The sequence below is a fragment of the Nonomuraea sp. NPDC049655 genome (genome assembly GCF_044465465.1).
In the GTDB taxonomy this organism is placed as follows: Bacteria; Actinomycetota; Actinomycetes; order Streptosporangiales; family Streptosporangiaceae; genus Nonomuraea.
In genome coordinates, this window is sequence record NZ_JBITLS010000019.1 from 94,214 (window position 1) to 117,591 (window position 23,378).

General features: G+C 70.5%; 22 protein-coding genes. 11 read left to right on the forward strand and 11 right to left on the reverse strand.

Annotated elements, in window-relative coordinates; genetic code table 11:
* Window positions 1-16: 16 nt before the first annotated feature.
* The gene (locus tag ACIBQ6_RS45130) at window positions 17-1,708 is read left to right on the forward strand and encodes an ABC transporter family substrate-binding protein (RefSeq protein WP_397218927.1); all 1,692 of its coding nucleotides are present in this window, start codon (window positions 17-19) and stop codon (window positions 1,706-1,708) included.
* 7 nt (window positions 1,709-1,715) lie between these two features.
* Here ACIBQ6_RS45130 and ACIBQ6_RS45135 read toward each other — a convergent pair whose 3' ends face one another.
* Entirely contained in the window at window positions 1,716-2,348 is a 633-nt protein-coding gene (locus tag ACIBQ6_RS45135) for a LysE family translocator (RefSeq protein ID WP_364329247.1), read from the reverse strand.
* 71 nt (window positions 2,349-2,419) lie between these two features.
* Between ACIBQ6_RS45135 and ACIBQ6_RS45140 the strand changes: the two genes are divergently transcribed.
* Window positions 2,420-3,517, forward strand: coding sequence for a winged helix DNA-binding domain-containing protein (locus ACIBQ6_RS45140; protein ID WP_397218928.1), 1,098 nt, complete (start codon window positions 2,420-2,422; stop codon window positions 3,515-3,517).
* A gap of 10 nt (window positions 3,518-3,527) precedes the next feature.
* On the opposite strand, the gene ACIBQ6_RS45145 is transcribed toward ACIBQ6_RS45140, so the two are convergent.
* Together ACIBQ6_RS45145 and ACIBQ6_RS45150 are read right to left on the reverse strand one after the other, a co-directional pair.
* The gene (locus tag ACIBQ6_RS45145) at window positions 3,528-3,779 is read right to left on the reverse strand and encodes a hypothetical protein (RefSeq protein WP_352326656.1); all 252 of its coding nucleotides are present in this window, start codon (window positions 3,777-3,779) and stop codon (window positions 3,528-3,530) included.
* 79 nt (window positions 3,780-3,858) lie between these two features.
* Entirely contained in the window at window positions 3,859-4,965 is a 1,107-nt protein-coding gene (locus tag ACIBQ6_RS45150) for an MFS transporter (RefSeq protein ID WP_397218929.1), read from the reverse strand.
* Window positions 4,966-5,044: 79 nt separating this feature from the next.
* Here ACIBQ6_RS45150 and ACIBQ6_RS45155 point away from each other — a divergent pair, with 79 nt between their 5' ends.
* From ACIBQ6_RS45155 to ACIBQ6_RS45165, 3 genes are all read left to right on the forward strand, one after another.
* Window positions 5,045-5,494, forward strand: coding sequence for a hypothetical protein (locus ACIBQ6_RS45155; RefSeq protein ID WP_397218930.1), 450 nt, complete (start codon window positions 5,045-5,047; stop codon window positions 5,492-5,494).
* Window positions 5,495-5,584: 90 nt separating this feature from the next.
* Window positions 5,585-6,031 carry a carboxymuconolactone decarboxylase family protein gene (locus ACIBQ6_RS45160; protein WP_397218931.1) on the forward strand — a complete coding sequence of 149 codons (447 nt, stop codon included), beginning with the start codon at window positions 5,585-5,587 and terminating at the stop codon, window positions 6,029-6,031.
* Window positions 6,032-6,341: 310 nt separating this feature from the next.
* The gene (locus ACIBQ6_RS45165) at window positions 6,342-6,515 is read left to right on the forward strand and encodes a hypothetical protein (RefSeq protein WP_352357779.1); all 174 of its coding nucleotides are present in this window, start codon (window positions 6,342-6,344) and stop codon (window positions 6,513-6,515) included.
* Between the two features lie 65 nt (window positions 6,516-6,580).
* On the opposite strand, the gene ACIBQ6_RS45170 is transcribed toward ACIBQ6_RS45165, so the two are convergent.
* Together ACIBQ6_RS45170 and ACIBQ6_RS45175 are read right to left on the reverse strand one after the other, a co-directional pair.
* The gene (locus ACIBQ6_RS45170; RefSeq protein ID WP_358284203.1) at window positions 6,581-7,201 is read right to left on the reverse strand and encodes a pyridoxamine 5'-phosphate oxidase family protein; all 621 of its coding nucleotides are present in this window, start codon (window positions 7,199-7,201) and stop codon (window positions 6,581-6,583) included.
* A gap of 34 nt (window positions 7,202-7,235) precedes the next feature.
* Entirely contained in the window at window positions 7,236-7,754 is a 519-nt protein-coding gene (locus tag ACIBQ6_RS45175; protein ID WP_358284201.1) for a helix-turn-helix domain-containing protein, read from the reverse strand.
* 46 nt (window positions 7,755-7,800) lie between these two features.
* On the opposite strand from ACIBQ6_RS45175, the gene ACIBQ6_RS45180 reads away from it, so the two are divergent.
* A complete protein-coding gene (locus ACIBQ6_RS45180; protein WP_397218932.1) occupies window positions 7,801-9,144 on the forward strand; it encodes an MFS transporter in 1,344 nt (447 codons plus the stop codon).
* 36 nt (window positions 9,145-9,180) lie between these two features.
* Here the strand turns inward: ACIBQ6_RS45180 and ACIBQ6_RS45185 are convergent, their stop codons facing one another.
* Both ACIBQ6_RS45185 and ACIBQ6_RS45190 read right to left on the reverse strand, forming a co-directional pair.
* Window positions 9,181-10,266 (reverse strand): PrsW family intramembrane metalloprotease, encoded by a 1,086-nt coding sequence (locus ACIBQ6_RS45185; protein ID WP_364329272.1) that lies wholly within the window; start codon window positions 10,264-10,266, stop codon window positions 9,181-9,183.
* 75 nt (window positions 10,267-10,341) lie between these two features.
* A complete protein-coding gene (locus ACIBQ6_RS45190) occupies window positions 10,342-11,547 on the reverse strand; it encodes an amidohydrolase (protein WP_358284192.1) in 1,206 nt (401 codons plus the stop codon).
* Between the two features lie 117 nt (window positions 11,548-11,664).
* Between ACIBQ6_RS45190 and ACIBQ6_RS45195 the strand changes: the two genes are divergently transcribed.
* Genes ACIBQ6_RS45195 through ACIBQ6_RS45205 form a run of 3 tightly spaced genes read left to right on the forward strand, consistent with a single transcriptional unit; the run spans window position 11,665 to window position 13,078 of the window.
* Window positions 11,665-12,129 carry a hypothetical protein gene (locus ACIBQ6_RS45195; protein ID WP_358284190.1) on the forward strand — a complete coding sequence of 155 codons (465 nt, stop codon included), beginning with the start codon at window positions 11,665-11,667 and terminating at the stop codon, window positions 12,127-12,129.
* A 29-nt stretch (window positions 12,130-12,158) separates the two neighbouring features.
* Window positions 12,159-12,557, forward strand: a complete 399-nt coding sequence (locus ACIBQ6_RS45200; protein ID WP_358284188.1) for an ester cyclase — start codon at window positions 12,159-12,161, stop codon at window positions 12,555-12,557.
* Window positions 12,558-12,586: 29 nt separating this feature from the next.
* Window positions 12,587-13,078 (forward strand): pyridoxamine 5'-phosphate oxidase family protein, encoded by a 492-nt coding sequence (locus ACIBQ6_RS45205; protein WP_358284186.1) that lies wholly within the window; start codon window positions 12,587-12,589, stop codon window positions 13,076-13,078.
* Here the strand turns inward: ACIBQ6_RS45205 and ACIBQ6_RS45210 are convergent.
* The gene (locus tag ACIBQ6_RS45210; protein ID WP_358284184.1) at window positions 13,029-14,429 is read right to left on the reverse strand and encodes an MFS transporter; all 1,401 of its coding nucleotides are present in this window, start codon (window positions 14,427-14,429) and stop codon (window positions 13,029-13,031) included. The two genes, ACIBQ6_RS45205 and ACIBQ6_RS45210, sit on opposite strands and share 50 nt — an antisense overlap.
* 99 nt (window positions 14,430-14,528) lie before the next feature.
* Here ACIBQ6_RS45210 and ACIBQ6_RS45215 point away from each other — a divergent pair, with 99 nt between their 5' ends.
* Both ACIBQ6_RS45215 and ACIBQ6_RS45220 read left to right on the forward strand, forming a co-directional pair.
* On the forward strand, window positions 14,529-17,090 hold the full coding sequence (locus ACIBQ6_RS45215) for a glycosyl hydrolase family 18 protein (RefSeq protein ID WP_387663565.1): 2,562 nt from the start codon (window positions 14,529-14,531) through the stop codon (window positions 17,088-17,090).
* Window positions 17,091-17,262: 172 nt separating this feature from the next.
* Window positions 17,263-18,093, forward strand: a complete 831-nt coding sequence (locus ACIBQ6_RS45220; RefSeq protein ID WP_397218933.1) for a glycerophosphodiester phosphodiesterase — start codon at window positions 17,263-17,265, stop codon at window positions 18,091-18,093.
* A gap of 110 nt (window positions 18,094-18,203) precedes the next feature.
* Here the strand turns inward: ACIBQ6_RS45220 and ACIBQ6_RS45225 are convergent, their stop codons facing one another.
* From ACIBQ6_RS45225 to ACIBQ6_RS45235, 3 genes are all read right to left on the reverse strand, one after another.
* On the reverse strand, window positions 18,204-21,023 hold the full coding sequence (locus ACIBQ6_RS45225) for a vitamin B12-dependent ribonucleotide reductase (protein WP_358284177.1): 2,820 nt from the start codon (window positions 21,021-21,023) through the stop codon (window positions 18,204-18,206).
* Window positions 21,020-21,475, reverse strand: a complete 456-nt coding sequence (gene nrdR, locus ACIBQ6_RS45230) for a transcriptional regulator NrdR (RefSeq protein WP_103955744.1) — start codon at window positions 21,473-21,475, stop codon at window positions 21,020-21,022. The genes ACIBQ6_RS45225 and nrdR overlap by 4 nt, the downstream gene beginning before the upstream one ends.
* A gap of 718 nt (window positions 21,476-22,193) precedes the next feature.
* Window positions 22,194-22,652, reverse strand: coding sequence for a hypothetical protein (locus tag ACIBQ6_RS45235; RefSeq protein WP_352325990.1), 459 nt, complete (start codon window positions 22,650-22,652; stop codon window positions 22,194-22,196).
* Window positions 22,653-23,378 lie beyond the last annotated feature (726 nt).

A 23,378-nucleotide genomic window follows, 5' to 3' on the forward strand; every position in this document is an offset into this window, starting at 1 on the left:
AGGAGGAATGCGCTCGATGAAAGCTTCACGTCTTGTCGTGGCCGTCGCCGTGACCGGCTCGCTGTCGCTGGTGAGCTGCGGCGGCGGCTCGGGGGGCGGCTCGGCGAGCGGCACGGAAGGCGCGCACAAGACCATCAAGGCCTTCGACATCAACCCGCAGCCGCGCGACAAGGTCAAGGACGGCGGCACGCTGCGCTGGGGCATCAACGAGTTCCCCACCCAGTGGAACCGGAACCACGTCGACGGCAACCTGGCGATGGCGGCCGTGATCAGCAACGCGTTGCTGCCCTCGCCGTTCGTCTCCGACGAGAAGGCGGAGATCACCGTCGATCCCGACTACGTGCTCGACGCCAAGGTCACCGACCAGAGCCCGAAGCAGGTCGTCACCTACACGCTCAACCCCAAGGCCAAGTGGTCGGACGGGCAGCCGATCACCTGGGCCGACTACCAGGCCCAGTGGCAGGCGCTCAACGGCCGCAACCCCGAGTTCCACATCGTCTCGGCCACCGGCTACCAGGACATCGAGAAGGTCGAGCGGGGCAAGGACGACCACGAGGTGAAGGTCACCTTCGCCAAGCCGTTCGGCGACTGGCAGTCGCTGTTCGGGCCGCTGCTGCCGGCCGCCACGAACCGGACGCCGCAGGCCTTCAACACCGCGTGGCTGAACAAGATCCCGGTGACCGCCGGGCCGTTCAAGTTCAAGGGCTTCGACCAGACGGCCAAGACGATCACGATCGTCCGCGACGACGCCTGGTGGGGCAACCGGGCCAAGCTCGACCAGATCATCTACCGGGCCTCGGAGCAGGACTCACTGATCGGCGCGTTCAGCAACGGGGAGCTCGACCTCATCGACGTCGGGCCGTCGGCGCCCGACTACGCGCGGGCCAGGGCCACGCAGGGCGCCCAGGTGCGCCAGGCCGCCGGGCCCGACTTCCGGCACTTCACCTTCAACGGGTCGAGCGAGCCGCTCAAGGACGTGAACGTGCGGCAGGCCATCCAGCTCGGCATCAACCGGCAGGCCATCGCGCAGTCCGACCTGCAGGGGCTCGACTGGCCGATCGCGCTGCTGAACAACCACTTCTTCATGAACACCCAGGAGGGCTACCTGGACAACGCCGGAAGTCTCGGCGTCTACAACCCCGAACGCGCCAAGCAAATGCTCGACGCGGCCGGCTGGAAGCTGAACGGGGCCGTCAGGCAGAAGAACGGGCAGCCGCTCGACCTGCGGTTCGTGGTGCCGTCCGGGGTGCAGCTCAGCAAGTCCGAGGGTGAGCTGGCCCAGAACATGCTGGCCCAGATCGGGGTGAAGCTCACCATCAAGGCGGTGCCGAGCGACGACTTCTTCACCAAGTACGTCATCCCCGGCAACTTCGACATCACGCCCTTCGCCTACATCGGGACGCCTTACCCGATTTCGAGCAGCTACGGGATCTACGCGAACTCGGCGAACGGCAAGACGTGGAACGCCAACTTCGGCCGTACCGGCTCGCCGGAGATCGACCAGGCCATGGACAAGGCGGCCCAGAACCTCGACCCGGCCGGCGCCCGCACCCAGACGAACGAGGCCGACGGGCTGATCTGGAAGCTGGTCAACGTCCTGCCGCTCTACCAGCGTCCGCAGAACGTGGCGGCCAAGCAGACGCTGGCCAACGTCGGCGCGCGCGGCTTCTACGACCTGCGCTACGAGGACATCGGCTTCACCGGCTGACCGGCGTTCAACGCTCCACGGCGAGCTTCACGCCGAGCCCGACGAAGATGCCGCCCGTCGCCGTGTTCACCCGGCGGCGGGCGACGGCGCTGCGGCGCAGCCATCCCCCGATGCGCCCGGCCAGCACGCCCACTGCGCCGTCCACGACGAACTCGAAGGCGATCAGGACGGCGCCGAGCACGGCGAACTGCAGCCACATCCGCCCCAGCCCCGGATCGACGAACTGCGGGAGGAAGGCGACGGTGAAGGTGACCATCTTGGGGTTGAGCAGGTTCGTCAGCAGGCCGCTCAGGTAGGCCCGGCGGCCGGACATCCCGGTGCCCGGCTCGGGCATGTCGCTCACCCCGCCCTTGCGGTCCCGCAACATCCGCACGCCCAGGTAGATCAGGTACGCGGCGCCGCCGATCCGTACGACGGTGAAGGCGACCGGCACGGCCGCGAAGAGCGCGGCCAGCCCCGCGGCGGCCACGGCGACGTGGATCGCCTCGCTGGTCGCCACCCCGGCCGTGGCCAGCAGTCCGGCCCTGGGGCCGCCCCGCATCCCGCAGCCCAGGACGAACAGCATGTCGGGGCCGGGCGTGATCATCGCCACGATGGTGGTGACCGCGAACAGCGCGAGAAGATGACCGTCGAGAGGCACGCTTGATCCTCTCATATCCCCTTTTTTCGCCCAATGTGCGGAATGTCGGTGGGAGGCGGTAGAAGTGACGCATGACGATGGAGCTCACCTGGCCGCAGATCCTCTCCTGGCGCCTGCGCAGGCAGTTCGTGGCGGCGGCCGACGGGCCGGACGCGGTGTCGGTGGCCCGCCGGCTGTGCGGGGTGCAGGCCCAGGTCGCCTCCTCGGCCCAGCTCGCGGTGGCGGTCAGGAGCGCCCGGCCCGACCCCGGTGAGATCGACCGGGCCCTGTGGAGCGATCGGACCCTGGTCAAGACCTGGCTCATGCGCGGCACCCTCCACCTGGTGCCCGCCGACGAGCTGGCCGGCCTGTGCGCGGCGCTGAGCACGCTGCGCTTCTGGGAGAAGGGCTCCTGGCAGCGCGGGCACGGCGTGACCGCCGCGGAGATCGAGGCCGTCATCGAGGCCGTTCCCGAAGCGCTGAAGGGAGCGCCGCTGACCCGCGAGGAGCTGGTCGACGCGATCGTGGCGCTGACCGGCGACGCCCATCTCCGCGAGGCGCTGACGTCCGGATGGGGGGCGCTGCTCAAGCCGCTGAGCCGCCTGGGCGAGCTGTGCTACGGGCCGCCCCGCGAGGGCAAGGTGACCTTCACCGCGCCGCGGTCGTGGGTGCCGGGCTGGCCTGGGGAGCTGCCCGGCCAGGAGGAGGCGGGCGTGCGGGTGCTGCGGGCGTTCCTGGGGGCCCACGGGCCGGCCACGCCGGAGATGTTCGACACCTGGCTGTTCGGCGGCGTGGCCAGGAAGGCGGTGCTCAAGGCGTGGGTCAAGGGCCTGGCCCCGGAGCTGGTGGAGGTCAGGGCCGACGACGGCACGACCCTGTACGCGCTGGCCGAGCACGCCGACGACCTGGCCGCCACCCGGCCCTCGCAGGAGGTCCACCTGCTGCCGGGCTTCGACCAGTTCATCCTGGGGGCGCCGCGGACGCTCGCCCCGCTCGTCCCGCCGTCGCTCAAGCCCAAGGTCAGCCGCCAGGCGGGCTGGATCTCGCCCGTCGTGGTGCACGAGGGCCGGGTGGCCGGTGTGTGGGAGGCGAAGAACGGCGCCATCACCCTCGACCTGGCCGCGCCGGTGCCCCAGGACGCGCTCGACCGCGCCCTGGGCCGCATGCGGTCGCTGCTGGGCCCGGCCTGACGCCGTCCGGTCAGGCGGACGAGCTCGCCATCACCCGGTCGACGATGCCCTTGTTGCCCTCCTCGCGGGCGCAGTGGGCGCAGCAGTACCAGTGCTCGCCCGACTGGACTCCGTGCCCGATGACCTTGGTGCCGCAGTGCTCGCAGATCGGCGCCATGGCCTCGATCGCGCACTGGAAGCAGTCGAAGGTGTGCACGGCCCCCTGCGCGTGCACCTCGAAGGCCATGTCGTAGTCGTTGCCGCAGTTGTCGCAGACGGCCATGGTGATCCCCTCTTCACGTCCGAATCACCTGGGGCAATACCCCGAACCGTGGTGCGCTTTCCCCAACGAAACGCCATATTCACGCCGAGTCACCGTCGATGATGACGAAACGTACGATCAGCGGCAGCCCCAGGAGGCCGAGCGCGGCGAGCGCGACGGGCAGCCCGAACGGTCCGGTCAGCCCCGCCACCAGCAGCGGGCTGACGACGAACCCGGCGTAGGAGACCATCGAGACGCCCCACACCAGCGTCCCGGTCGGGTCGTCGGCGGCCGAGCGGCTGAGCAGCGCGGGCACCAGCGGCCCGAGCGCCAGCCCGGTCAGGGCGAAGCCCGCCATCGACAGCGGCACGCCGTCACCGAGGCCGGCCAGGCCGATCCCGGCCGCGCCGCCCACCCCGGCGACCAGGTACAGCGCGCGCAGGGGCACCGGAGGCAAGGTCTGCGCGGCGATCCGGCCGGCCGTGAGCGCGGCCATGTAGACCGAGGGGGCCAGGCTCGCCATGAGGGGCGTGGCGGCCCGGTGCTCCTCCAGCAGGAGCACCGACCACTGCTCGACGGCGTTCTCGATCACCAGCACGCATCCGGCCAGCGTCCCGAGCAGCAGCGCGACGCCCCACAGCCGGCGCCCCGCGTGGTGGTCGCCGGAGGGGGCGGCCCGGCCGCCGCCCACGGGCAGGGCAGGCAGCGTCAGAGACGTCGCCGCCACCAGCACCGCGATCACCAGCAGCACGGCCCGGACGTCCAGGCCGAGCGACCGGGCCAGGCCGGTGAGCGGGGCGGCCACGATGACCGCGAGCGGGAAGGCCGCGTGCACCGCCTGGAAGAGCCGCCGGCCGCTCTCGCGCTCGACGCGTCCCGTGGTCAGGTTGAGCGCCACGTCGAGCGCCCCGCTGGCCGCGCCGAGCAGCAGCAGCCCGGCCACGAGCGGCCAGTACGCGGTGACCGCGGCCAGGCCCGCCACGGCCAGACCGAACAGGACGGTCGTCGTCATGAGGGCATGGCGCTCGCGCCCGCGGGCCAGCCGGCCGGTCAGCGCCATCGCGGGCAGGGCCCCGACGGGCACCGCGCTCAGCGCCGTGCCGAGTTGCGCCGCCGAGACGCCGAGCTCGTGCTTCACGGCAGGCAGCAGAGCCGCCCAGGACCCCCAGAACACCGCCCAGACGGCGGACACCGCGATGAGCGGCATTCACCAACCCCCTTGAATTGCGGTCAAGTCTCGGTAAAGATCGACGACGTCCTTAATGTCCCCCGCCGAAGGGAATATCGTGCTGACGCGAACGGTCATCGCGGCCGGACTGGTCGCCGCCGGTCTCGCCGCCACCCCCTCCGCCGCCTCCGCGGCCACCGCCCCCGAGACGCCCGAGCGCGTCTGCGGCGCGGGCTACCACCGGGTGCAGGACGGCCACCGCGCGATGAAGACGCGCGACGGGAAGGTGCTCGGTCACGTCTACCTCATGTACGACAAGCGCGCCGGGAAGAACTGCGTGGCGGCGATCAAGACCGCCTTCCGCGGCACCCCTACGGTCACCGGCGCCTCCATCGAGGTCCGCGGCGGCGGCCGCAGCGAGGACGTGCAGCGTTACCGCTTCTACGCCGAGACCGGCCACATCGACGGTAGCTGGAAGTGCGTGAAGTACGCGGGCTGGACGCGCACCCCGGACAACCGTGTCGAGGCATGGGGCGGCCGCGGCTCGTGGGGCAACTGCCGGGGCTGAGAACGAATCCGGTCCTCCCGCCGGAGCTGTCACATCGAACCGGGCCGTCTCGTCGTGTGTCATGGAAATGACGACACAGGGAGGATCACCATGACCCAGCGCATCGACATCGCCAAACTCGCCCCGGAGGCGTACCGGGGGTTCCTGGCGGTGGAGGCGTACATGCACGGCAGCGACCTGCCCGCGGCCACGATCGAGCTGGTCAAGCTGCGGGCCAGCCAGATCAACGGCTGCGGCTACTGCGTGCACATGCACAGCGGGGACATGAAGAAGGCCGGGGAGAGCGACGAGCGGCTGTGGTCGGTCGCCGCATGGCGGGAGGCCACGGTCTTCACCCCGGCCGAGCGGGCGGCGCTGGCGCTGACCGAGGAGGCGACCCGCCTGGCCGACCGCGGCGAGGCCGTGCCGGACGAGGTGTGGCAGCAGGCGGCCGAGCACTATGACGACAAGCAGCTCGCCGCCCTCGTCGTCTCCATCGCGATGATCAATGCCTGGAACCGGATCGGCGTGACCGCCCGCCTGGTTCCGGGGACGTGACGCGGGCGCACCCGCACGCGAGGCCGTAGAAATGCGTTGAGCGGTCCCGGGAGCCCCGGTTAGGTTGGCGCGCAAGGCGGGTGGCGGCACCCGCCGAGCCGCCGTCAGCCGGCGGCGGCCCGGAAGGGGGAAGACCGTGAAACGTGTCAGAGTCCCGAAATCGACGGCCATCAGGCGTCCGCATCCGTCGGCCGAACCCGATCTGCGCACCCCGTCAGGGCGAAAGTTGCCCTATTAGCTACCCTTTACAGCGAACTTACGGCTGTATCGGTAGATAACAGAGGTAACAGAAACATCACGGGGGGCTCACATGAAGAGGCTTGCGGTGGTGCCGCCGCACATCGCCAGGCACAAGATCCGCGACATCCGGGCGGCGGTCCGCCGCCGAAGGACCGAGGCCACCGACCCCAAGGTGGTCGACCTGCGGGCCTACAGCGGCCGGAACGTCATCCGCTTCCCCGGCGGACCGACGCCGGCCGCCTGAACCGCACGGATTCACCGCACCGCTGAGGCCCGACACGACCGGCTCCCCCCGCCGGCCGTCCGGTCTCAGCCGTAGAGCCTCTTGGCGTAGCCCTCGCCGTAGTACGACTCCAGCTGCTCCAGCGTCTCCTCGACCACCTGGACCTCCTTGATCAGAGTGGCGTGCGAGGGCAGGACGGACGGGTTCCAGGAGTCGGGCGCCCAGAGCTGCGAGCGCAGGAACGCCTTGGCGCAGTGGAAGAAGATCTGCTCGATCTCCACCACCAGGGCCAGCCGCGGCCGGTGGCCCTTGACGACCATCTCGTCGAAGAACGGCGCCTCGCGCACGAGCCGGGCGCGACCGTTCACCCGCAGGGTCTCGTTGCGGCCGGGGATCAGGAAGATCAGGCCGACGTGCGGGTTCTTCAGCACGTTGAGGAACCCGTCGGCGCGGCGGTTGCCCGGCCGGTCGGGGATGGCGATGGTGGTGTCGTCGATGACGTGGACGAACCCGGCCGGGTCGCCCTTGGGCGAGACGTCGCAGTTGCCCTCGGCGTCGGACGTGGCGATCAGGCAGAACGGGGAGGCCGCCAGCCAGTCGCGGTCACGCGCGTGCAGCCGGACCCGCTCCTTGGTCACGGCCCTCGGCATCACCTCGCCCAGCAGTTCCCGCAACTCCTCCTCGGACCCGATCTCCGCCCAGCTCATCTGATCTCCTTTCGAGGGGTACCGCTCGATTTTGTCAGGAGATCGGAGCAAGCATCCTGTGGGGTGCCCTGAGCAGAACGCTGACCGGATCATCACGGTTGTCCGTCAGGCCGGGGCCGGGGCGCACCTCGATGTCCTCCAGTCCGACGGCCGTGCCGCACGACGGGCACCGGGACACCGGGTCGAGCCGGGCGCCGCAGGCGGCGTGGTGGAACAGGCGGCGCGGGCCGTCCCCGCCGAGGTTGCGCTCGCCCCACTGGGACAGGGCCAGCATGGGGACCCACAACTCGCGGCCCGTGGCGGTCAGGACGTACTCGTCGCGGGGCGGGTTGTCCTGGTAGCGGCTTCTGGCCAGCACGCCGGCCTCGACCAGCGCCCCGAGCCGCTGGGACAGGACCGCCCGCGGGATGTCGAGGTGGGCGAGGAAGTCGCCGTAGCGGCGCACGCCGTACATGGCGTCGCGGACGACCAGCAGCGTCCACCGTTCGCCGATCACTTCCAGGGCCCTGGCCAGCGAGCAGTCCTGGCCTTCGTAGTTCTTGCCGAGCGCCATGGGAGCCATGTTAGTTCATTCACCGAACCGTGATACGTTGCGCCGCATGAGTTCAATGACCGAACTGACCCGGGTCCGGCCGGGCACGCTGGCCGTGGCGTCCTCGGCGCCCCTGCTCGTGCTGACGAACTACACGGTGCCGATGGTGACGTTGCCGCAGACGGCCGCGTCCCTGGACGCCGGGCCGACGGGGCCGGTGTGGATGCTGGGCGGCATCTCGCTCGGGCTGTCGGCGCTGCTGCTGGTCTCCGGCGGGCTGGCCGACGACCACGGGCGCAGGCGGGTGCTGGTGTGGGGGTCGGCCGTGCTGGCCGCCGCCGGCGTGGCGGCCGCGCTGAGCACGTCGGTGCCGGTGTTCGTGCTGGCCAGGCTGGCGCAGGGCGGGGCGAGCGCGGCGATGCTGGCCGCCAGCCTGGGCATCGTCGGCCACGCCTTCCCCTCGGGCGCCGCGCGGGTGCGGGCCACCGGGCTGTACGGCGCCATGATCGGGCTGGGCACCGCGCTCGGCCCGCTGGCCTCCGGCGTGCTGGCCACGGCGGTGAGCTGGCGGGCGGTCTACTGGGTGTTGTCGGCCGTCGCGCTCGCCCTGGCGGTGGCCTCGGCGCGGCTGCTGGCCGAGTCCCGCTCCCCCGCGCCGCGCCGTTTCGACGTGCCCGGCGTGGTGCTGCTCAGCCTGGGCGTGGGGGCGCTGGTCGCGGGGGTCACCGAAGGGCGTGCCGGGTGGGGGCGTCCGGTGGTGATCGGGGCGTTCGCGCTGGCGGCGGTGCTGGTGGCGGCGTTCGTGTCGGTGGAGCGCCGGCGTCCGGAGCCGCTGCTCGACCTGGAGCTGTTCGGACGGCCGGTGTTCCTGGTCGCCACCGGTGGCGCGCTGGTCGTCGGGGCGGCGGTGGTGGGCCTGCTCAGCTACCTGCCGACCGTGCTCCAGACCGCGCACGCGCTGACGCCGCTGCAGACCGGCCTGCTGTTCTGCCTCTGGTCGGGCACGTCGTTCGCGGTGTCGCTGGCGTCCCGGCTGGTACGCCTGCGCACCGCCGCCCGGCTGGCCCTCGGCCTCGGCCTGACCGCGCTCGGGTTCGCCGGCCTGCTGGGCGTGGGCGGCTCGCTGGACCTGCCGCTGGTCATCGCCGGGCTGGTGGTGAGCGGCGCCGGGTCCGGGCTGATCAACTCCTCGATCACCCACCTGGCGATCGAGAGCGTGCCGGCCCACCGGGTCAGCATGGGGTCGGGCGCCAACAACACCGCCCGCTACGTCGGCTCCTCCCTGGGCGCGGCCGGCGTGGCCGCGGTCGTCGGCGCGTTCGGCGTGGACCGGGGGGCGACGGTCGCGGTGGCGGCCTGCATCGTGCTGGCGGCGGTGACGGCCCTGGCCGCCGTGCTCACGCGCCCCTGAGCCCGCCGCCGGGTCCGGCCCTGAGCCCGGTCCCGGCTACCAGCGGCGGGCGTGGGCCATCGAGGTGAGCAGGGCGTCGCGTTCCATGGCGAACCTGGCCGGGTCCATGCCCTGCCGTTCGGCCCGCAGGTGCAGCACGGTCAGCTCGGTCGCCGCCTGCTGGTAGTCGCTCATCGCGCGGCCGAGCCCGGCGCCCCTGGCCCACCTGCGGGCCGCCTTGCGGGCCTTGAGCGTGCTGAGCATCTTCAGGTCCGCCGCCGTGACCAGGCCGGTCTGGCCGTAGCCGGGCAGGTAGACGCCCATCTTCGAGACGAGCTGGCGGCGTTCGACGACGGTGACCACGATGAGCAGGACCAGCGCCACCATGATCACCAGGTACGCCGTGCCCAGCCAGGCCAGCGACTGCGTGGAGGCGGCGCCGTTCCACAGCCCGTGCAGGACGACCGCGCCCAGGTAGCCGAGCGGGATCGCGGCGAACCTGGCGGGCGTGCGGCGGGTGAGCGCGTAGGCGACGCCGAGCCCGATCATCGAGGTGTAGATGGGGTGGCCGAGCGGGTCGATCAGCCCTCTGAGCACGAACAGCCGGACCGCGGCGCCGGTGCCGTCCTGGCCGAACGCGATCAGGTAGTAGCCGATGTTCTCCACGGCGGCGAAGCCGAGCCCCGCCATGGAGGCGTAGACGATGCCGTCGGTCAGGCCGTCGATCTCCTGCTTCCTGCGCAGGAGCAGCAGCAGCGCCGACCCCTTCAGCGCCTCCTCGATCACCGGGGCCAGGAACACGGTGCCGACGTCGTTGACGAGCTGGGCGCCGTACCCGGCCCGCAGGAACAGCGCCTGTCCGGCCAGCGTCAGCCCGACGCCGAGCACGATCGCCAGGCCCGCGCCCCACGCGAAGGCGAAGGCCAGGTGCAGCTTCGGCTCCGGCTCCAGCCGGTCGAGCGAGAGCACCGCGGCCAGCAGCACCGGCAGCGGCGCGAGCCCGAGCACCGCCGACAGCCCGAACCCGACCGGCCCGCCTTTGTGCAGCATGAGACCGAGGACGATCAGCGCGAGGACGCCTGAGACGACGAGTCCGATCAGGAGCGCCTTGCTGGGTCTCCTGGCGGGGTGCGGAGCTGTCATGGGGGGCGCCTTTCTCCGACTCAGTGCACCTACTATGAGCGTTCCCGGCCGTCGCGCACTTGACAGTCGCCTACATCACCGTGACTCGCGGTAATAGGGATCGGCCACGACGGATTCCCCGTCCACGTAGGAGTACACCTCACGTCCGGCGATGAACACCCTCAGCGCCCGGCTCATCACGTCGAGCGGGTCGCCCGACCAGATCACCACGTCGCCGTCGAGGCCGGGGCGCAGCGAGCCCACCCGGTCGTCGAGGCCCATGATGCGGGCGGGGTTGACGGTGATCGAGCGCAGCGCGGTGTCCCGGTCGAGCCCTTCCTTGACGGCGAGGGTGGCCTGGTGGACGAGGAAGTGGATGGGCACCACCGGATGGTCGGTGGTGATCGCCAGCTCGACCCCGGCCCGCGCGAGGATGCCCGGGTTGCGCAGGGCGCGCTGCCGCAGCTCGACCTTCGACCGGCTGGTGAACAGCGGGCCGATGATGACCGGCACGTTCCGCTCGGCCAGCGTGTCGGCCAGCAGGTGGCCCTCGGTGCCGTGGTTGAGGATCAGCCGGTGGCCGAACTCGTCGGCCAGGCGCAGCGCGGTGGCGATGTCGTCGGCGCGGTGCGCGTGCTGGCACCACGGCAGCTCGCCGTCGAGCACGCGGACCAGGATCTCCAGCGTGCCGTCGCGGTCGAACGGCTTGTCCTCGCGCTCGGCCGCGGCCTTCTTCGCCTTGTAGTCCTGCGCCTTCATGAGGGCGTCACGGATCACCGCGGCCACGCCCTGCCGGGTGGAGGGCAGCTTCTTCTGGTCGCCGTAGACGCGCTTGGGGTTCTCCCCCAGCGCGCTCTTGACGCTCACCGGCTCTCTGACCAGCATCTCGTCGACCGACCTGCCCCAGCACTTGACCGCGACCGTCTGGCCGCCGATCGGGTTGCCGGAGCCCGGCTTGATCACGACCGTGGTGACGCCGCCGGACAGCGCGTCGGCGAAGCCCTGGTCGGCCGGGTTGATGGCGTCGAGGGCGCGCAGCCGGGCCCCGTTGGGGTCGGTCATCTCGTTGGTGTCGTTGCCCGCCCAGCCCTCGGCCTCCTCGTACACGCCGAGATGGCCGTGCGCCTCGACGAAACCGGGCAGCACCCAGCCGCCGTCCGCGTCCACGACGGTGGCGGAGTCGGGGATGGTCACGTCCCGCCCCACGGCGAGGATCTTCCCGTCGCCGACCAGGACGGTGCCGCCCTCGATGGGATCTCCGTCAACCGGCACGACATATCCGTTGATGATGGCGAGAGTCATAGCGGCAACTTACCGTTGCCATGCTTTCCCCCGTAAAGCCTGGACCGATAACCAGATTTCGGGCATGCTTGTCGAGATCTTCAGTCAAGGCCAATCGAAAGGGACGTACTGGTGCGCATGCCCGCAAAGGCAATCCTTCTGACGGCGGCGATCGGTCTCAGCGGCGTTCTCGCGACCCCGGCGAACGCCACGGCCGCGAGCACCCCGCAGGGCGTCTGCGGATCGGGCTTCGGGCTCGTCTCCGGCGGCGCCAAGCCCGTCAAGACCCAGGGCGGCAAGCGCTACGGCACGGTCTACCTCCTGTACAACCGCGGCACCGGCCAGAACTGCGTGGTCACCATCAAGTCCAGCTTCATCGGCTCGAAGACGCAGATGAGCGCCAGGCTCACCGTCATGCCCAAGCCGCACAAGGACGAGAAGCAGGACCCGATCGTGCGCATGGACGCCGGCAAGTTCGGGCAGTACGCCGGGCCGGTCAAGTACTGGGCCAAGAGCGCCTGCGTGAAGTTCTGGGGCACGATCCAGGGCACCGACGGGTCCATCGCCGGCGGCGGCCGTACCAGCTGGGGCAACTGCGGCTAGGGGCCTCCCGCGCGGGTAGTCCTGCCGCCATGCTGACCGAACTGTACGAGCGCTGGCTGCTCGAACTGTGGAACGGCGACTTCCCCCTCGCGCACGACCTGGTGACCCCCGAGTTCGTCGGCCACTGGCCCGGCGCGGACGTGCACGGCCCCGACGGGCTGATCGAGGCGATCCGGCAGGGCCACGAGCCGTTCGACGACGTCCGGGTCACGCTCGACGTGGGCCCGGCCGTCGACGGCGACCTGGTCGCCGCCCGGTGGACGTTCACCGGCGCCTACCGGGGCGGCCTGCCCGGCGCGAGCGCCCAGCCGGGCACCCCCGTCTCCTTCTCCGGGCACGACCTCCTGCGTGCCACGGACGGACGATTCTCCGAATACTGGGTGATCTCCGACGTCCAGTCGTTCTCCCGGCAACTCGGGATAGGCTGACATATTCGCATCACGACGGGGGGCGAAGGATGTCACAGGAGGCAATGGGGGCGATGGGCTCGATGGGCTCGATGGGCGCACAGCCGCTGGAGCTGCCCGAGGAGGACCTGTCGGCGCTGCTCGCCGGCCAGCGCTTCGGCGCGCTCGCCACGAACGGCGGCGGCGGCCGTCCGCAGTTGTCCACGGTGGTCTACACCTGGGACCCGCCGCGGCGGGTGGTGCGGATCTCGACCGTCGCCGACCGGCTGACGGTGCGCCGCCTGCACCAGGACCCCCGCTGCGCGCTCTACGTCGCCAGCGACGACTTCGGCTCCTACGCCGTCGCCGAGGGCGAGGCCGAGCTGTCCCCCGTGAGCGACCGGCCGGGTGACGAGGTGGGCCTGGAGCTGCTGGCCATGCAGCCGTCCTTCGGTGACGCCGCGGGCGAGCTGGCGTTCCTGCACCGCATGGTCGCCGACCGCCGGCTGGTGGTCAGGATCCAGGCGAGACGGCTCTACGGGGCCCTGCTGCCGACGCCCTGACCGCGCGCCGCCGGTTGTAGGCCACCATCGCCACCACCAGCAGGATCAGCGCCAGGTCGATGGCCGCCGACCAGCGCATGGCCCGCGCGTGGTGGCCGCCCTCGGCGACCGCGAAGTAGACCGCCCCGATCACCGCCACGCCGCCCGCGCCGGCGAACTGCTGTGCCGTGCTGAGCACGCCCGACCCGATGCCGGCCTGGTGCGGCGCGACCTCCACCAGCGCCGCGCCGATGAGCCGCGGCAGGACCAGGCCGTTGCCCGAGCCCACGAGCATGAGCGCGACCATGACGTACGGCAGCCCCCACCCGGCCCCGGCCACCAGCAGCGCCAGCCCCAGGGCGGTGACCAGGCCGCCGATCATGACGACGACCAGCCCGTACCGGCCGACCAGGCGGGTGCCGAGCAGCGAGGTCACGGTGAACAGCACGCCCATCGGCGCGAAGGCCAGGCCCGCCTGGAACGCGGTGAGCCCGAGCCCGCTCTGCAGCAGCAGCGTCAGCGTGAACATGAACGAGGCGAAGTACGCCATGAACGCGACGATCGCCCCGACGCCCGCCAGGTAGGAGTGGACCTTGAGCAGGCCGAGGTCGAGCACCGGCTGCCCGCCCCGGGCGGCCAGCGTCCGCTGCCACCACCAGGTCAGCGCGAACACCGGCGCGCTCGCCGCCATGGCGGCCCACGTCCAGGCGGGCCAGCCCAGGCTGTTGCCGAGGCCGAGCGGCACCAGCAGCAGCGCCAGCCCGGCGGCCAGCCCCGCCGCGCCCGGCAGGTCGAACGCGACGGGCTTGTGCGGGTCGGCCTCGGGCAGCAGCCAGCGGGCCAGCGGCACGACGACCAGCCCGACCGGCAGGTTGATCAGGAAGATCACCCGCCAGCCGAGGCCGAACACGTCGGCGGTGAGCAGCAGGCCGCCGAGCACCTGGCCGGCGATGGAGCCGAGGCCGCCGGCGGCGCCGTACCAGCCGAGGGCGCGGCCGCGGCGCTCCGGCGGATAGACGGCCGAGATCATGGCCAGCACCTGGGGCACCATGACGGCGCCGGCCAGGCCCTGGAGCAGCCGGGCGGCGACCAGCCAGGCGGCGCCGGGCGCGAGGCCGCACAACACCGAGGCGACGGTGAACCCGGCCACGCCGAGGACGAACAGCCGCCGGTAGCCGTAGCGGTCGCCGAGCCGGCCGCCGGTGATCATGCCGGCCGCGTACGTGAAGGCGTACCCGGCCACGATCAGCTCCAGGGCGGCCGGACCGGCGCTCAGGTCGTGCTCGATGGCCGGCGCGGCCACGTTGACCACGAAGAAGTCGAACTGGGCCATGAACCACGCCGACAGCAGGACCGGCAGCACCCCTCGCATCTTGTCAGGCTAGATCAGACAGGCTCTTGCAAGTTGAGTGGGAGGGGCTTACGATCCGCGTAATTGTTAGGAAACTTTCTTTAAAGAAAGGTCCTTGACGTGCGCCGATTAGTCACCCCCCTGATCGCCGTCCTCGTGATCATCGGCATGTGCACCCTTCCCGCACAGGCCGCGAGCCGCCTCATCGCCACGTTCTCCCTCTCTGGGAACACCGGCACCTTCCTGGTGAGCAACCCGGGCACGACCGCCGTCAGCGGCTGGTCGATCGTCTTCGAGCTGCCGTCCGGGGTCACCGCGAGCAACCCCCAGAACGCCACCATCCGCCAGAACGGCACCAAGGTGACGCTCACCCCCGCTTTCTACATCAACACCGTGCAGGCGGGGAAGAACACCGAACCCTACAGCCCCAAGGTGACGCTGAGCTCGGCCGTCCAGCCGACGAGCTGCCTGATCAACGGCGCCAACTGCGACGGCACCGGCGGTGACCCGCCCGCCAAGCCGCCGGTCAGCGCCACGTACGACGTCAACGGCACCTCGGCCAAGTTCATCGTCGCCAACAACAGCACCACCGCGCTGAACGGCTGGTCGATCGTGTTCGAGCTGCCCGCGGGCGTCACCGCGAGCAACGCCCAGAACGGCTCACTCACCCAGAGCGGGCGGACCGTCACCCTGACCCCCGTCCACTACAACACCACCGTGAACGCGGGCGCGACCACCGAGCCCTACAGCCCGAGCTTCACCGTGAGCACGGCCAACGCCGAGCCGACGAGCTGCCGGATCAACGACGTCAACTGCGACGGCACCCCCGACGCGCCGCCCGGCGCCCCCGGGAACCTGCGCTCGCCGGTCAAGACCACCAAGACGGTCTCCCTCGCCTGGGACGCCGCCACCCAGGGCAGCCTGCCCATCGTCGGGTACGAGATCTACAACGGCTCCGCCCTGGCCGCCTCGGTCACCGAGACCTCCGGCACGGTCTCCGGCCTGACGCCGAACACCGAGTACACGTTCACCGTCAAGGCCAAGGACCGCAAGGGCACCCTGTCGGCCGCCTCCGCGCCGCTGAAGGTGACCACCCGCAACCCGGCCGACGACTCGCAGGCGCCGTCGGTGCCGTCGGGACTGCGCAGCACGGCCAAGTCCTCCAGCAGCGTCACGCTGGCCTGGACGGCCTCCACCGACAACACCGGCGTGGCCAACTACGACGTCTTCGCCGGCTCGACCCTGGCCACGACCGTCACGGGCACGACGGCGGTCGTCTCCGGCCTGTCCCCCTCGACCGAGTACTCCTTCACGGTCAAGGCCCGCGACCTGTACGACAACCTCTCGGCCGCCTCCACCCCGGTGAAGGTGACGACGTCGGACATCGTCGAGACCGGGTACGCCCGCGTCGGCTACTTCGTCCAGTGGGGCATCTACGGCCGGCAGTACTTCGTCCGCAACCTGGACACCACCGGGGCCGCGGCGAAGCTGACCCACATCAACTACGCCTTCGCCAACATCGACCCCAAGAACCTGACCTGCCTGCAGGGCGTCACCAAGGGCACCACGTCCGACCCGCAGGACCCGAACCAGGGCGACGGCGCCGGTGACGCCGAGGCCGACTACGGCAGGCCGTTCAGCTCCGCCCAGTCGGTCGACGGGGTCGCCGACACCGGCTGGGAGAAGCTGCAGGGCAACTTCAACCAGCTCAAGAAGCTCAAGGCGAAGTACCCGAACCTCAAGGTGCTGATCTCGCTCGGCGGCTGGACGTACTCCAAGTACTTCTCCGACGTGGCGGCGACCGACGCCTCCCGCAAGAAGTTCGTGTCCTCCTGCATCGACACCTACATCAAGGGCAACCTGCCCGACTACAACGGCAAGGGCGGTCCGGGCACGGCCGCGGGCATCTTCGACGGCATCGACCTCGACTGGGAGTGGCCGGGCGCCGAAGGGCACGCGGGCAACCACATCGGCCAGAACGACAAGGCCAACAACACGCTGCTGATCGCCGAGTTCCGCCGCCAGCTCGACGCGCTGACGACGACGACCGGCAAGCGGTACCAGCTCACGGCGTTCACCCCGGCCGACCCGGCCAAGATCGCCGCCGGCTGGGACCTGCCCGAGGTCGCCAAGTCGCTGGACATCTTCAACATCCAGGGCTACGACTTCCACGGCGCGGGCAGCGACAACTCCTGGGAGCCGAACCGCACCGGCCACCAGGGCAACCTGTACCTCGACGCGGACAGCCCGTACAACCCGGACTTCAGCGTCGAGAAGGCCGTGGACGTCTACCTCCAGGCCGGCGTCAACCCGCGCAAGCTGACCATCGGCCTGGCCTACTACGGCCGCGGCTGGCAGCAGGTGACCGACGGCGGCAAGGCAGGCGAGTGGCAGGACGCGCACGGCGCCGCTCCCGGCCAGTTCCAGGAGGAGGCGGGCACGCGCGGCTACAGCAACCTGCTCGCCATGGTGCCCGGCTGCACGATCCGCCACGACGAGGTCGCCGTCGCCACCTACTGCTACACCGGCAACAACGGGCAGTGGTGGACGTTCGACGACGCCTGGTCGATCGGCAAGAAGACGGCCTGGCTGAAGAGCAAGGGCCTGCTGGGCGCGATGATCTGGGAGATGTCCGGCGATCCGGGCGTCCTCACCACCGCGCTGGACGCCGGCCTGAAGTAACCCGGGTTCGGTGACAGCCGAGGGCGGGCCGCCGCGGGCGGCCCGCCCTCAGGCATGTCCGCGTGTCGAAGCCTCATCGGATGGGCACCGCTGCGTTACTCTGCCCTCAACTCACGGTCATCATTGCTGGTCATGGTCGGGGTTGTCGGTCTCTCCCCCACCGAGGAGATCCATGTTGCGGCGACTCGCCCTGTTCCTGCCCCTCGCCCTCCTCCCCCTGGCCTCCCCGCCCTCCTCCGCCGCCACTGTGACCACAGTGGTCAACGTCGCCCATAGGGGCGCCTCGGCGTACGCGCCGGAGAACACCGTCGCAGCCTTCCAGCTCGCCGCCCGTCAGGGGGCCGACCTGTTCGAGCTGGACGTCCAGGAGACCAAGGACCACGAGCTGGTCCTGATGCACGACACCACCCTCGCCCGCACCACCGACGCCGAGCGCGCCCTGCCGGGCCTTGCGCCCTGGCGGGTGCGCGACCTCACGCTCGCGCAGATCCGCAGGCTGGACGCGGGTTCCTGGTTCGACCGGGAGTACACCGGCGAGCGGGTGCCGACTTTGCAGGAGGCGCTGCGCGCGACGGCCGGGTCCCGCGCCGGCATGCTGCTGGAGGTCAAGGAGCCGAAGCTCTACCCTGGCATCGAGGCCCGCATCGTCCGCGCGCTGCGCGCCGAGCCCTCCTGGCTCGCGCCGGGGCGGCTGGTGGTTCAGTCGTTCGACTGGGACTCGATGCGCGCCTTCCACCGGCTGCTGCCCGACGTGCCGATCGGGCTGCTCGGCACGCCGAGCGCCGCCGCGCTGCCCGGCCTGGCCAGGTTCGCCGACCATGTCAACCCGCCGTACGCCGCGCTCACCCCTTCGTACGTGAAGCTGGCCCACGAGCACGGCATGAAGGTCTTCGCCTGGACGGTCGACAGCCCCGACGTCATGCAACGCCTGCTCACGTACCAGGTGGACGGCATCATCACCGACAAACCCGACATCCTGCGCGACCTGCTGACCGGAGCCTGACCCCAGAACCCCTGACCGGAACCTGACCCCGAACACCTGACGGGAACCCGACCCCGGAAAGCCGATGAGGGCGCCCGTTCCCGGGCCCCCTCATCTCAGTTCAGCGCGGATCAGCTGCAGCCGCTGGTCGAGCCGCAGCCCTCGCAGACGTAGCAGCTTCCGGCCGGCCGCATCTTGGTGCCGCAGGTCATGCAGAGCGGCGCGTCGGCGGTGAAGCGCTGGTGGCTCTCCAGCGTCAGCTCCCGGACCGGCTCCTCCTTCGGCTCCTCCTTGGGCTTCTCGATGGGCGCCGACTGGGCCAGCGCCTCCCGGTCGACCGCCTCCGGCAGCGCCGCCGGGTCCTCGCCGCGCTGCTGCGCGGCGCGCTCGGCCGCCGAGAAGATGCCGAGCGCCGCCCGCTCGTCGTAGGGCAGGTGGTCGAGGGCCAGGCGGCGGAAGATGTAGTCCATCACCGACGTGGCCATCCGGATGTCCGGGTCGTCCGTCATGCCCGCCGGCTCGAACCGCATGTTCACGAACTTGCTCATGTACGTCTCCAGCGGCACCCCGTACTGGAGGCCGATGGAGATCGCCACCGAGAAGGCGTCCATGACGCCCGCCAGCGTCGAGCCCTGCTTGGACATCTTGAGGAAGACCTCGCCGAGCCCGTCGTCAGGGTAGGACGAAGCGGTCATGTAGCCCTTGGCGCCGCCCACGGTGAAGCGGGTGGTCATGCTGGGACGCTGGTTGGGCATGCGCCGCCGGGTCGGCCGGTTGACCTCGATGACCTTGACCTCGGGCTCGGCCTCGACGGCCTTCGGCTCGTCCTTCTTGGCGCCGTTGCCGGCCGACAGCGGCTGGCCGACCTTGCAGTTGTCGCGGTAGACGGCCAGCGCCTTCAGGCCGAGCTTCCAGCCCTCCAGGTAGACCTGCTCGATGTCGTCGATCGTGGCCGACTCCGGCAGGTTGACCGTCTTGGAGATCGCGCCGGACAGGAACGGCTGGGTCGCCGCCATCATCCGCACATGGCCCATCGGCGCGATGGCCCGCTCGCCCATCGCGCAGTCGAACACCTCGTAGTGCTCCTTGCGCAGGCCGGGAGCGTCGACGACGTGGCTGTGCTCGCCGATGTACTCGACGATGGCCTCGATCTGCTCCTGCTGGTAGCCGAGCTGCTTGAGCGCCCGCGGGATCGTCTGGTTGACGATCTGCATCGAGCCGCCGCCGACCAGCTTCTTGAACTTGACCAGCGCGAGGTCGGGCTCGATGCCGGTGGTGTCGCAGTCCATCATCAGGCCGATGGTGCCGGTGGGGGCGAGCAGGCTGGCCTGGGCGTTGCGGTAGCCGTTCTTCTCGCCGACCTTCAGGCACTCCGACCACTGGCGCGACGCCTCGGCGTGGATCTTCGCGTCCATGGTGCCGACCGTGCGCAGGTTGTCGTTGGCGGCGGCGTGCTTGCGCATGACCCGCTTGTGCGGCTCGGCGTTGCGGGCGTAACCGTCGTACGCGCCCACCACGCCGGCCAGCTCGGCGCTGCGCCGGTAGGACACACCGGTCATCAGCGACGTGATCGCCCCGGCCACCGCGCGGCCGCCGTCGGAGTCGTAGGCGTGGCCCGTGGCCATGAGCAGCGCGCCCAGGTTGGCGTAGCCGATGCCGAGCTGGCGGTAGGCCCGCGTGGTCTCGCCGATCTTCTCGGTCGGGAAGTCGGCGAAGGTGATCGAGATGTCCATCGCGGTGATGATCAGCTCGGTCAGCTTGACGAAGTCGGCGACGTTGAAGGTGTTGTCGTCCTTCAGGAACTTCAGCAGGTTGATGCTGGCCAGGTTGCACGAGGAGTTGTCCAGGTGCACGTACTCCGAGCACGGGTTGCTGGCGGTGATCCGGCCGGTCTCCGGCGTGGTGTGCCAGTCGTTGATCGTGTCGTCGTACTGCACGCCCGGGTCGGCGCACTCCCAGGCGGCCTTGGCCATCTTGCGGAACAGGTCCTTGGCGTCGACCTTCTCGATGACCTCGCCGGTCAGGCGGGCACGCAGGCCGAACTGGTCGCCCTTCTCCACCGCGCGCATGAACTCGTCGGAGACGCGCACCGAGTTGTTGGCGTTCTGGTACTGGACGGAGACGATGTCCTTGCCACCCAGGTCCATGTCGAAGCCGGCGTCACGCAGCGCGCGGACCTTGTCCTCCTCGCGCGCCTTGGTCTCGATGAACTCCTCGATGTCGGGGTGGTCGACGTCGAGCACGACCATCTTGGCCGCCCGGCGCGTCGCGCCGCCCGACTTGATCGTGCCCGCGGAGGCGTCCGCGCCGCGCATGAAGCTGACCGGCCCGCTGGCCGTGCCGCCGCTGGAGAGCAGCTCCTTGGACGAACGGATGCGGGACAGGTTGACGCCCGACCCCGAACCGCCCTTGAAGATCACGCCCTCTTCCTTGTACCACTCCAGGATCGACTCCATCTGGTCGTCCACGGAGAGGATGAAACAGGCGCTGACCTGCTGCGGCGAGGCGGTGCCCACGTTGAACCAGACCGGCGAGTTGAACGCGAAGACCTGGTGGACCAGCGCGTGCTTGAGCTCGTGGTCGAAGATCTCGGCGTCCTCGTCGCTGGCGAAGTAGCCGTGCTCGACGCCCGTGCGGGTGTAGACGCCGACCACCCGGTCGACGAGCTGCTTCAGGCTCCACTCGCGCTGCGGCGTGCCGACGGCGCCGCGGAAGTACTTGGTCGTCACGATGTTGGCCGCGTTCACCGACCAGAACTCGGGGAACTCGACACCCCGCTGCTCGAAGTTGATCGAGCCGTCGCGCCAGTTCGTCATCACGACGTCGCGGCGCTCCCACTGGACCTCGTCATACGGGTGCACGCCGGGCTTCGTGAAGATCCGCTTCATCCTCAGCCCCTTACGCGGCCGCTTACCCCCGCGCGCCACTGAACCGCTGGCCGTGTCCGTCATGACTCCCCCTTCTCCGCCTTCAACTGTGAGATCTCGGCCTCGAAGTCCGCCAGGCTCTCGAAACCGCGATAAACCGATGCGAATCGCAGGTAGGCCACCTCGTCCAGCTCCCGGAGCGGGCCGAGGATCGCCAGGCCCACCTCGTTCGACGGCAGCTCGGCCGCGCCCTTGGCCCGGATGGCCTCCTCTACCCGCTGCCCGAGCTGGGCCAGCGAGTCCTCGCTGACCGGCCTGCCCTGACAGGCCCGCCGCACGCCCGCGACGACCTTGTCCCGCGAGAACGGCTCCGTCACCCCGCTACGCTTGCTCACCATCAGCAGGACGGTCTCCTGCGTGGTGAACCTGCGCCCGCACTCGGGACAGGTGCGCCGGCGCCTGATGGCCGCGCCGTCGTCCGTGGACCGGCTGTCGATGACCCTGGTGTCAGGGTGGCGACAGAACGGACAGTGCACGGCTTCGCCTCCTCGACCCGCCCGGCCCACCACACGCGTAAAACCCTCGCCGCGGTACGCTCGCGCACGCCCCACGGCTCGCCATGGTGCGGTCACGGAAACACAAGGTGTGGTGAACCGACATCGGTGTAACTACTAGATGTTGTGGTCCAACCGTAGAAGCGCGCGACCATGAACGCAAGTTGAGCAACACCGTGGAGCTGAAGTCGCTGATCAGCCCCCGCGTCACACGGGCCCCGGGCGTGTCGCCCCGGCCGGCCCCTCGCGCGCCTCACCCGACCGGACCCCTCACACCCGACGGCGACCAGCCCAAACAGGCCCCACAAAGGTACCGGAGCTCACAGCCTCCCCCCACCTCCCACCACCCCCGAAGCCCCCTCCCCTACCCCCACAAAACACCGCGGAACCCCCACCCCGGCACTTCGCTTGCCTCCCCGTCCTTCGCTTGCCTCCCCGGCCTTTCGCTTGCATCCCTGCCCCCCTGAGCCCCGCCCCTGAGCCATGCACGCGGCAGCAGTGGAAGGCCGGCTCCTTGAAGACGACCACCCAGCCGTCAGGGGCAACGCTGTGGCTCGCGGCCACCGCGCGATCTTCGGCTGTCTTCACGAGCTCCGAATGATCACGCGGTGGCCGTCTCCATGCGACCCCAACGCCTCAAGATCACCAAGCGTCACTGGAGTCGTGGAGGGTCATCCCACGGGGTGGCGGACGGAGCCCGTCACGGGCACTTGGCGCGCATCGTGGGGCTCCAGCCGTTGTGGACGACGTACTTGCTTCCCGCGTAGTAGCTGACCTGGCCCTGCAGGCGGTAGGTGAAGGTGTCCCCCCGCTTGCAGCCCTTGTACAACGTCCTCTTGCCGGCCCCGTACCAGGAGGCGCTGGAGATGTTCTGCCAGCCCCACCAGCGCTTGCGCTGAAGCATGATCTTGACGCGCTGGTTGCTGGAGCAGCCGATCGCCCAGCCGGTCGCGGCCACGTGCCCCTTGCGCATCTCCGGACGGTACACACGCACCTCACGGCAGGACATCGTCGCCGAGCCGGCCGCCGCGGCGGCCGTGGTGACGGCGGTGAGGGAGGTCTGGGCGCCGGTCTGGACGGAGGCCTGCGCCGGGGCACCCGCGGTCAGAGCCGCGGCGGCGACCGCCGCACCGACGACCATCGTGTTGAACGTTCGCATCGAGTTCTCCTTGGTGCTCGTCGTACTGGACACCGCGAAGGTAGCCAGGCCGATGTTGAGAACCTGTGGAGTGCCTGTTGAGCGACCGATCGGCTAGCTGTCCTCCAGTGACACATCGCGCTCATGGTGGGGATCCGCCCTGGCAGTGGCAGTGTCGGACGGCTGCCTGATGATGACGCCACCACCCTGACCAGCGCACGACGTCCGTGATCGTGCGGGTCGTGGTCAAGATGAGCACGGCCGGTAACCGCCAGATCTGAAGGGCCGTCAGCAAGACGCCGTCATCAGTACTGAGCGGCCGGGCGGCGGCGATGGCCGCGCAGGGCCGGCGCGAGCAGAGCCAGGGCGTGCAGAGCCAGGGCGTGCAGAGCCAGGGCGATGTGCCGGTGTCAGGCTGTCCAGTGCCCGCCTGGTGGTGGCCCAGGCTGGCCTGACCCTTGGCGCCTTGGCAGGACTCCTTGCCCCCGTTCTCTCGAGGCCAGGCCACCTGCCCGCTTGCCGCTTTCTTGAGGCCAGGCCAGCCTGCGCCCGTTCCCGTGGGACCCCGTTTGTGCCTGCTTGCTGGGCCTGGGCCCATCAGCCTGGGCCCATCCCCGCCCACTTGGGCCGGCCCCCGGAGCTCTACCCCCTGCGTCCGGCGTCCGGCGATCCCCCGCAGGGAGTGCCTTCAGCCGACCTCCGCCCCCGGCTACCCCGCCCGGCTGGGCAGCCCGACACTCACAGCCG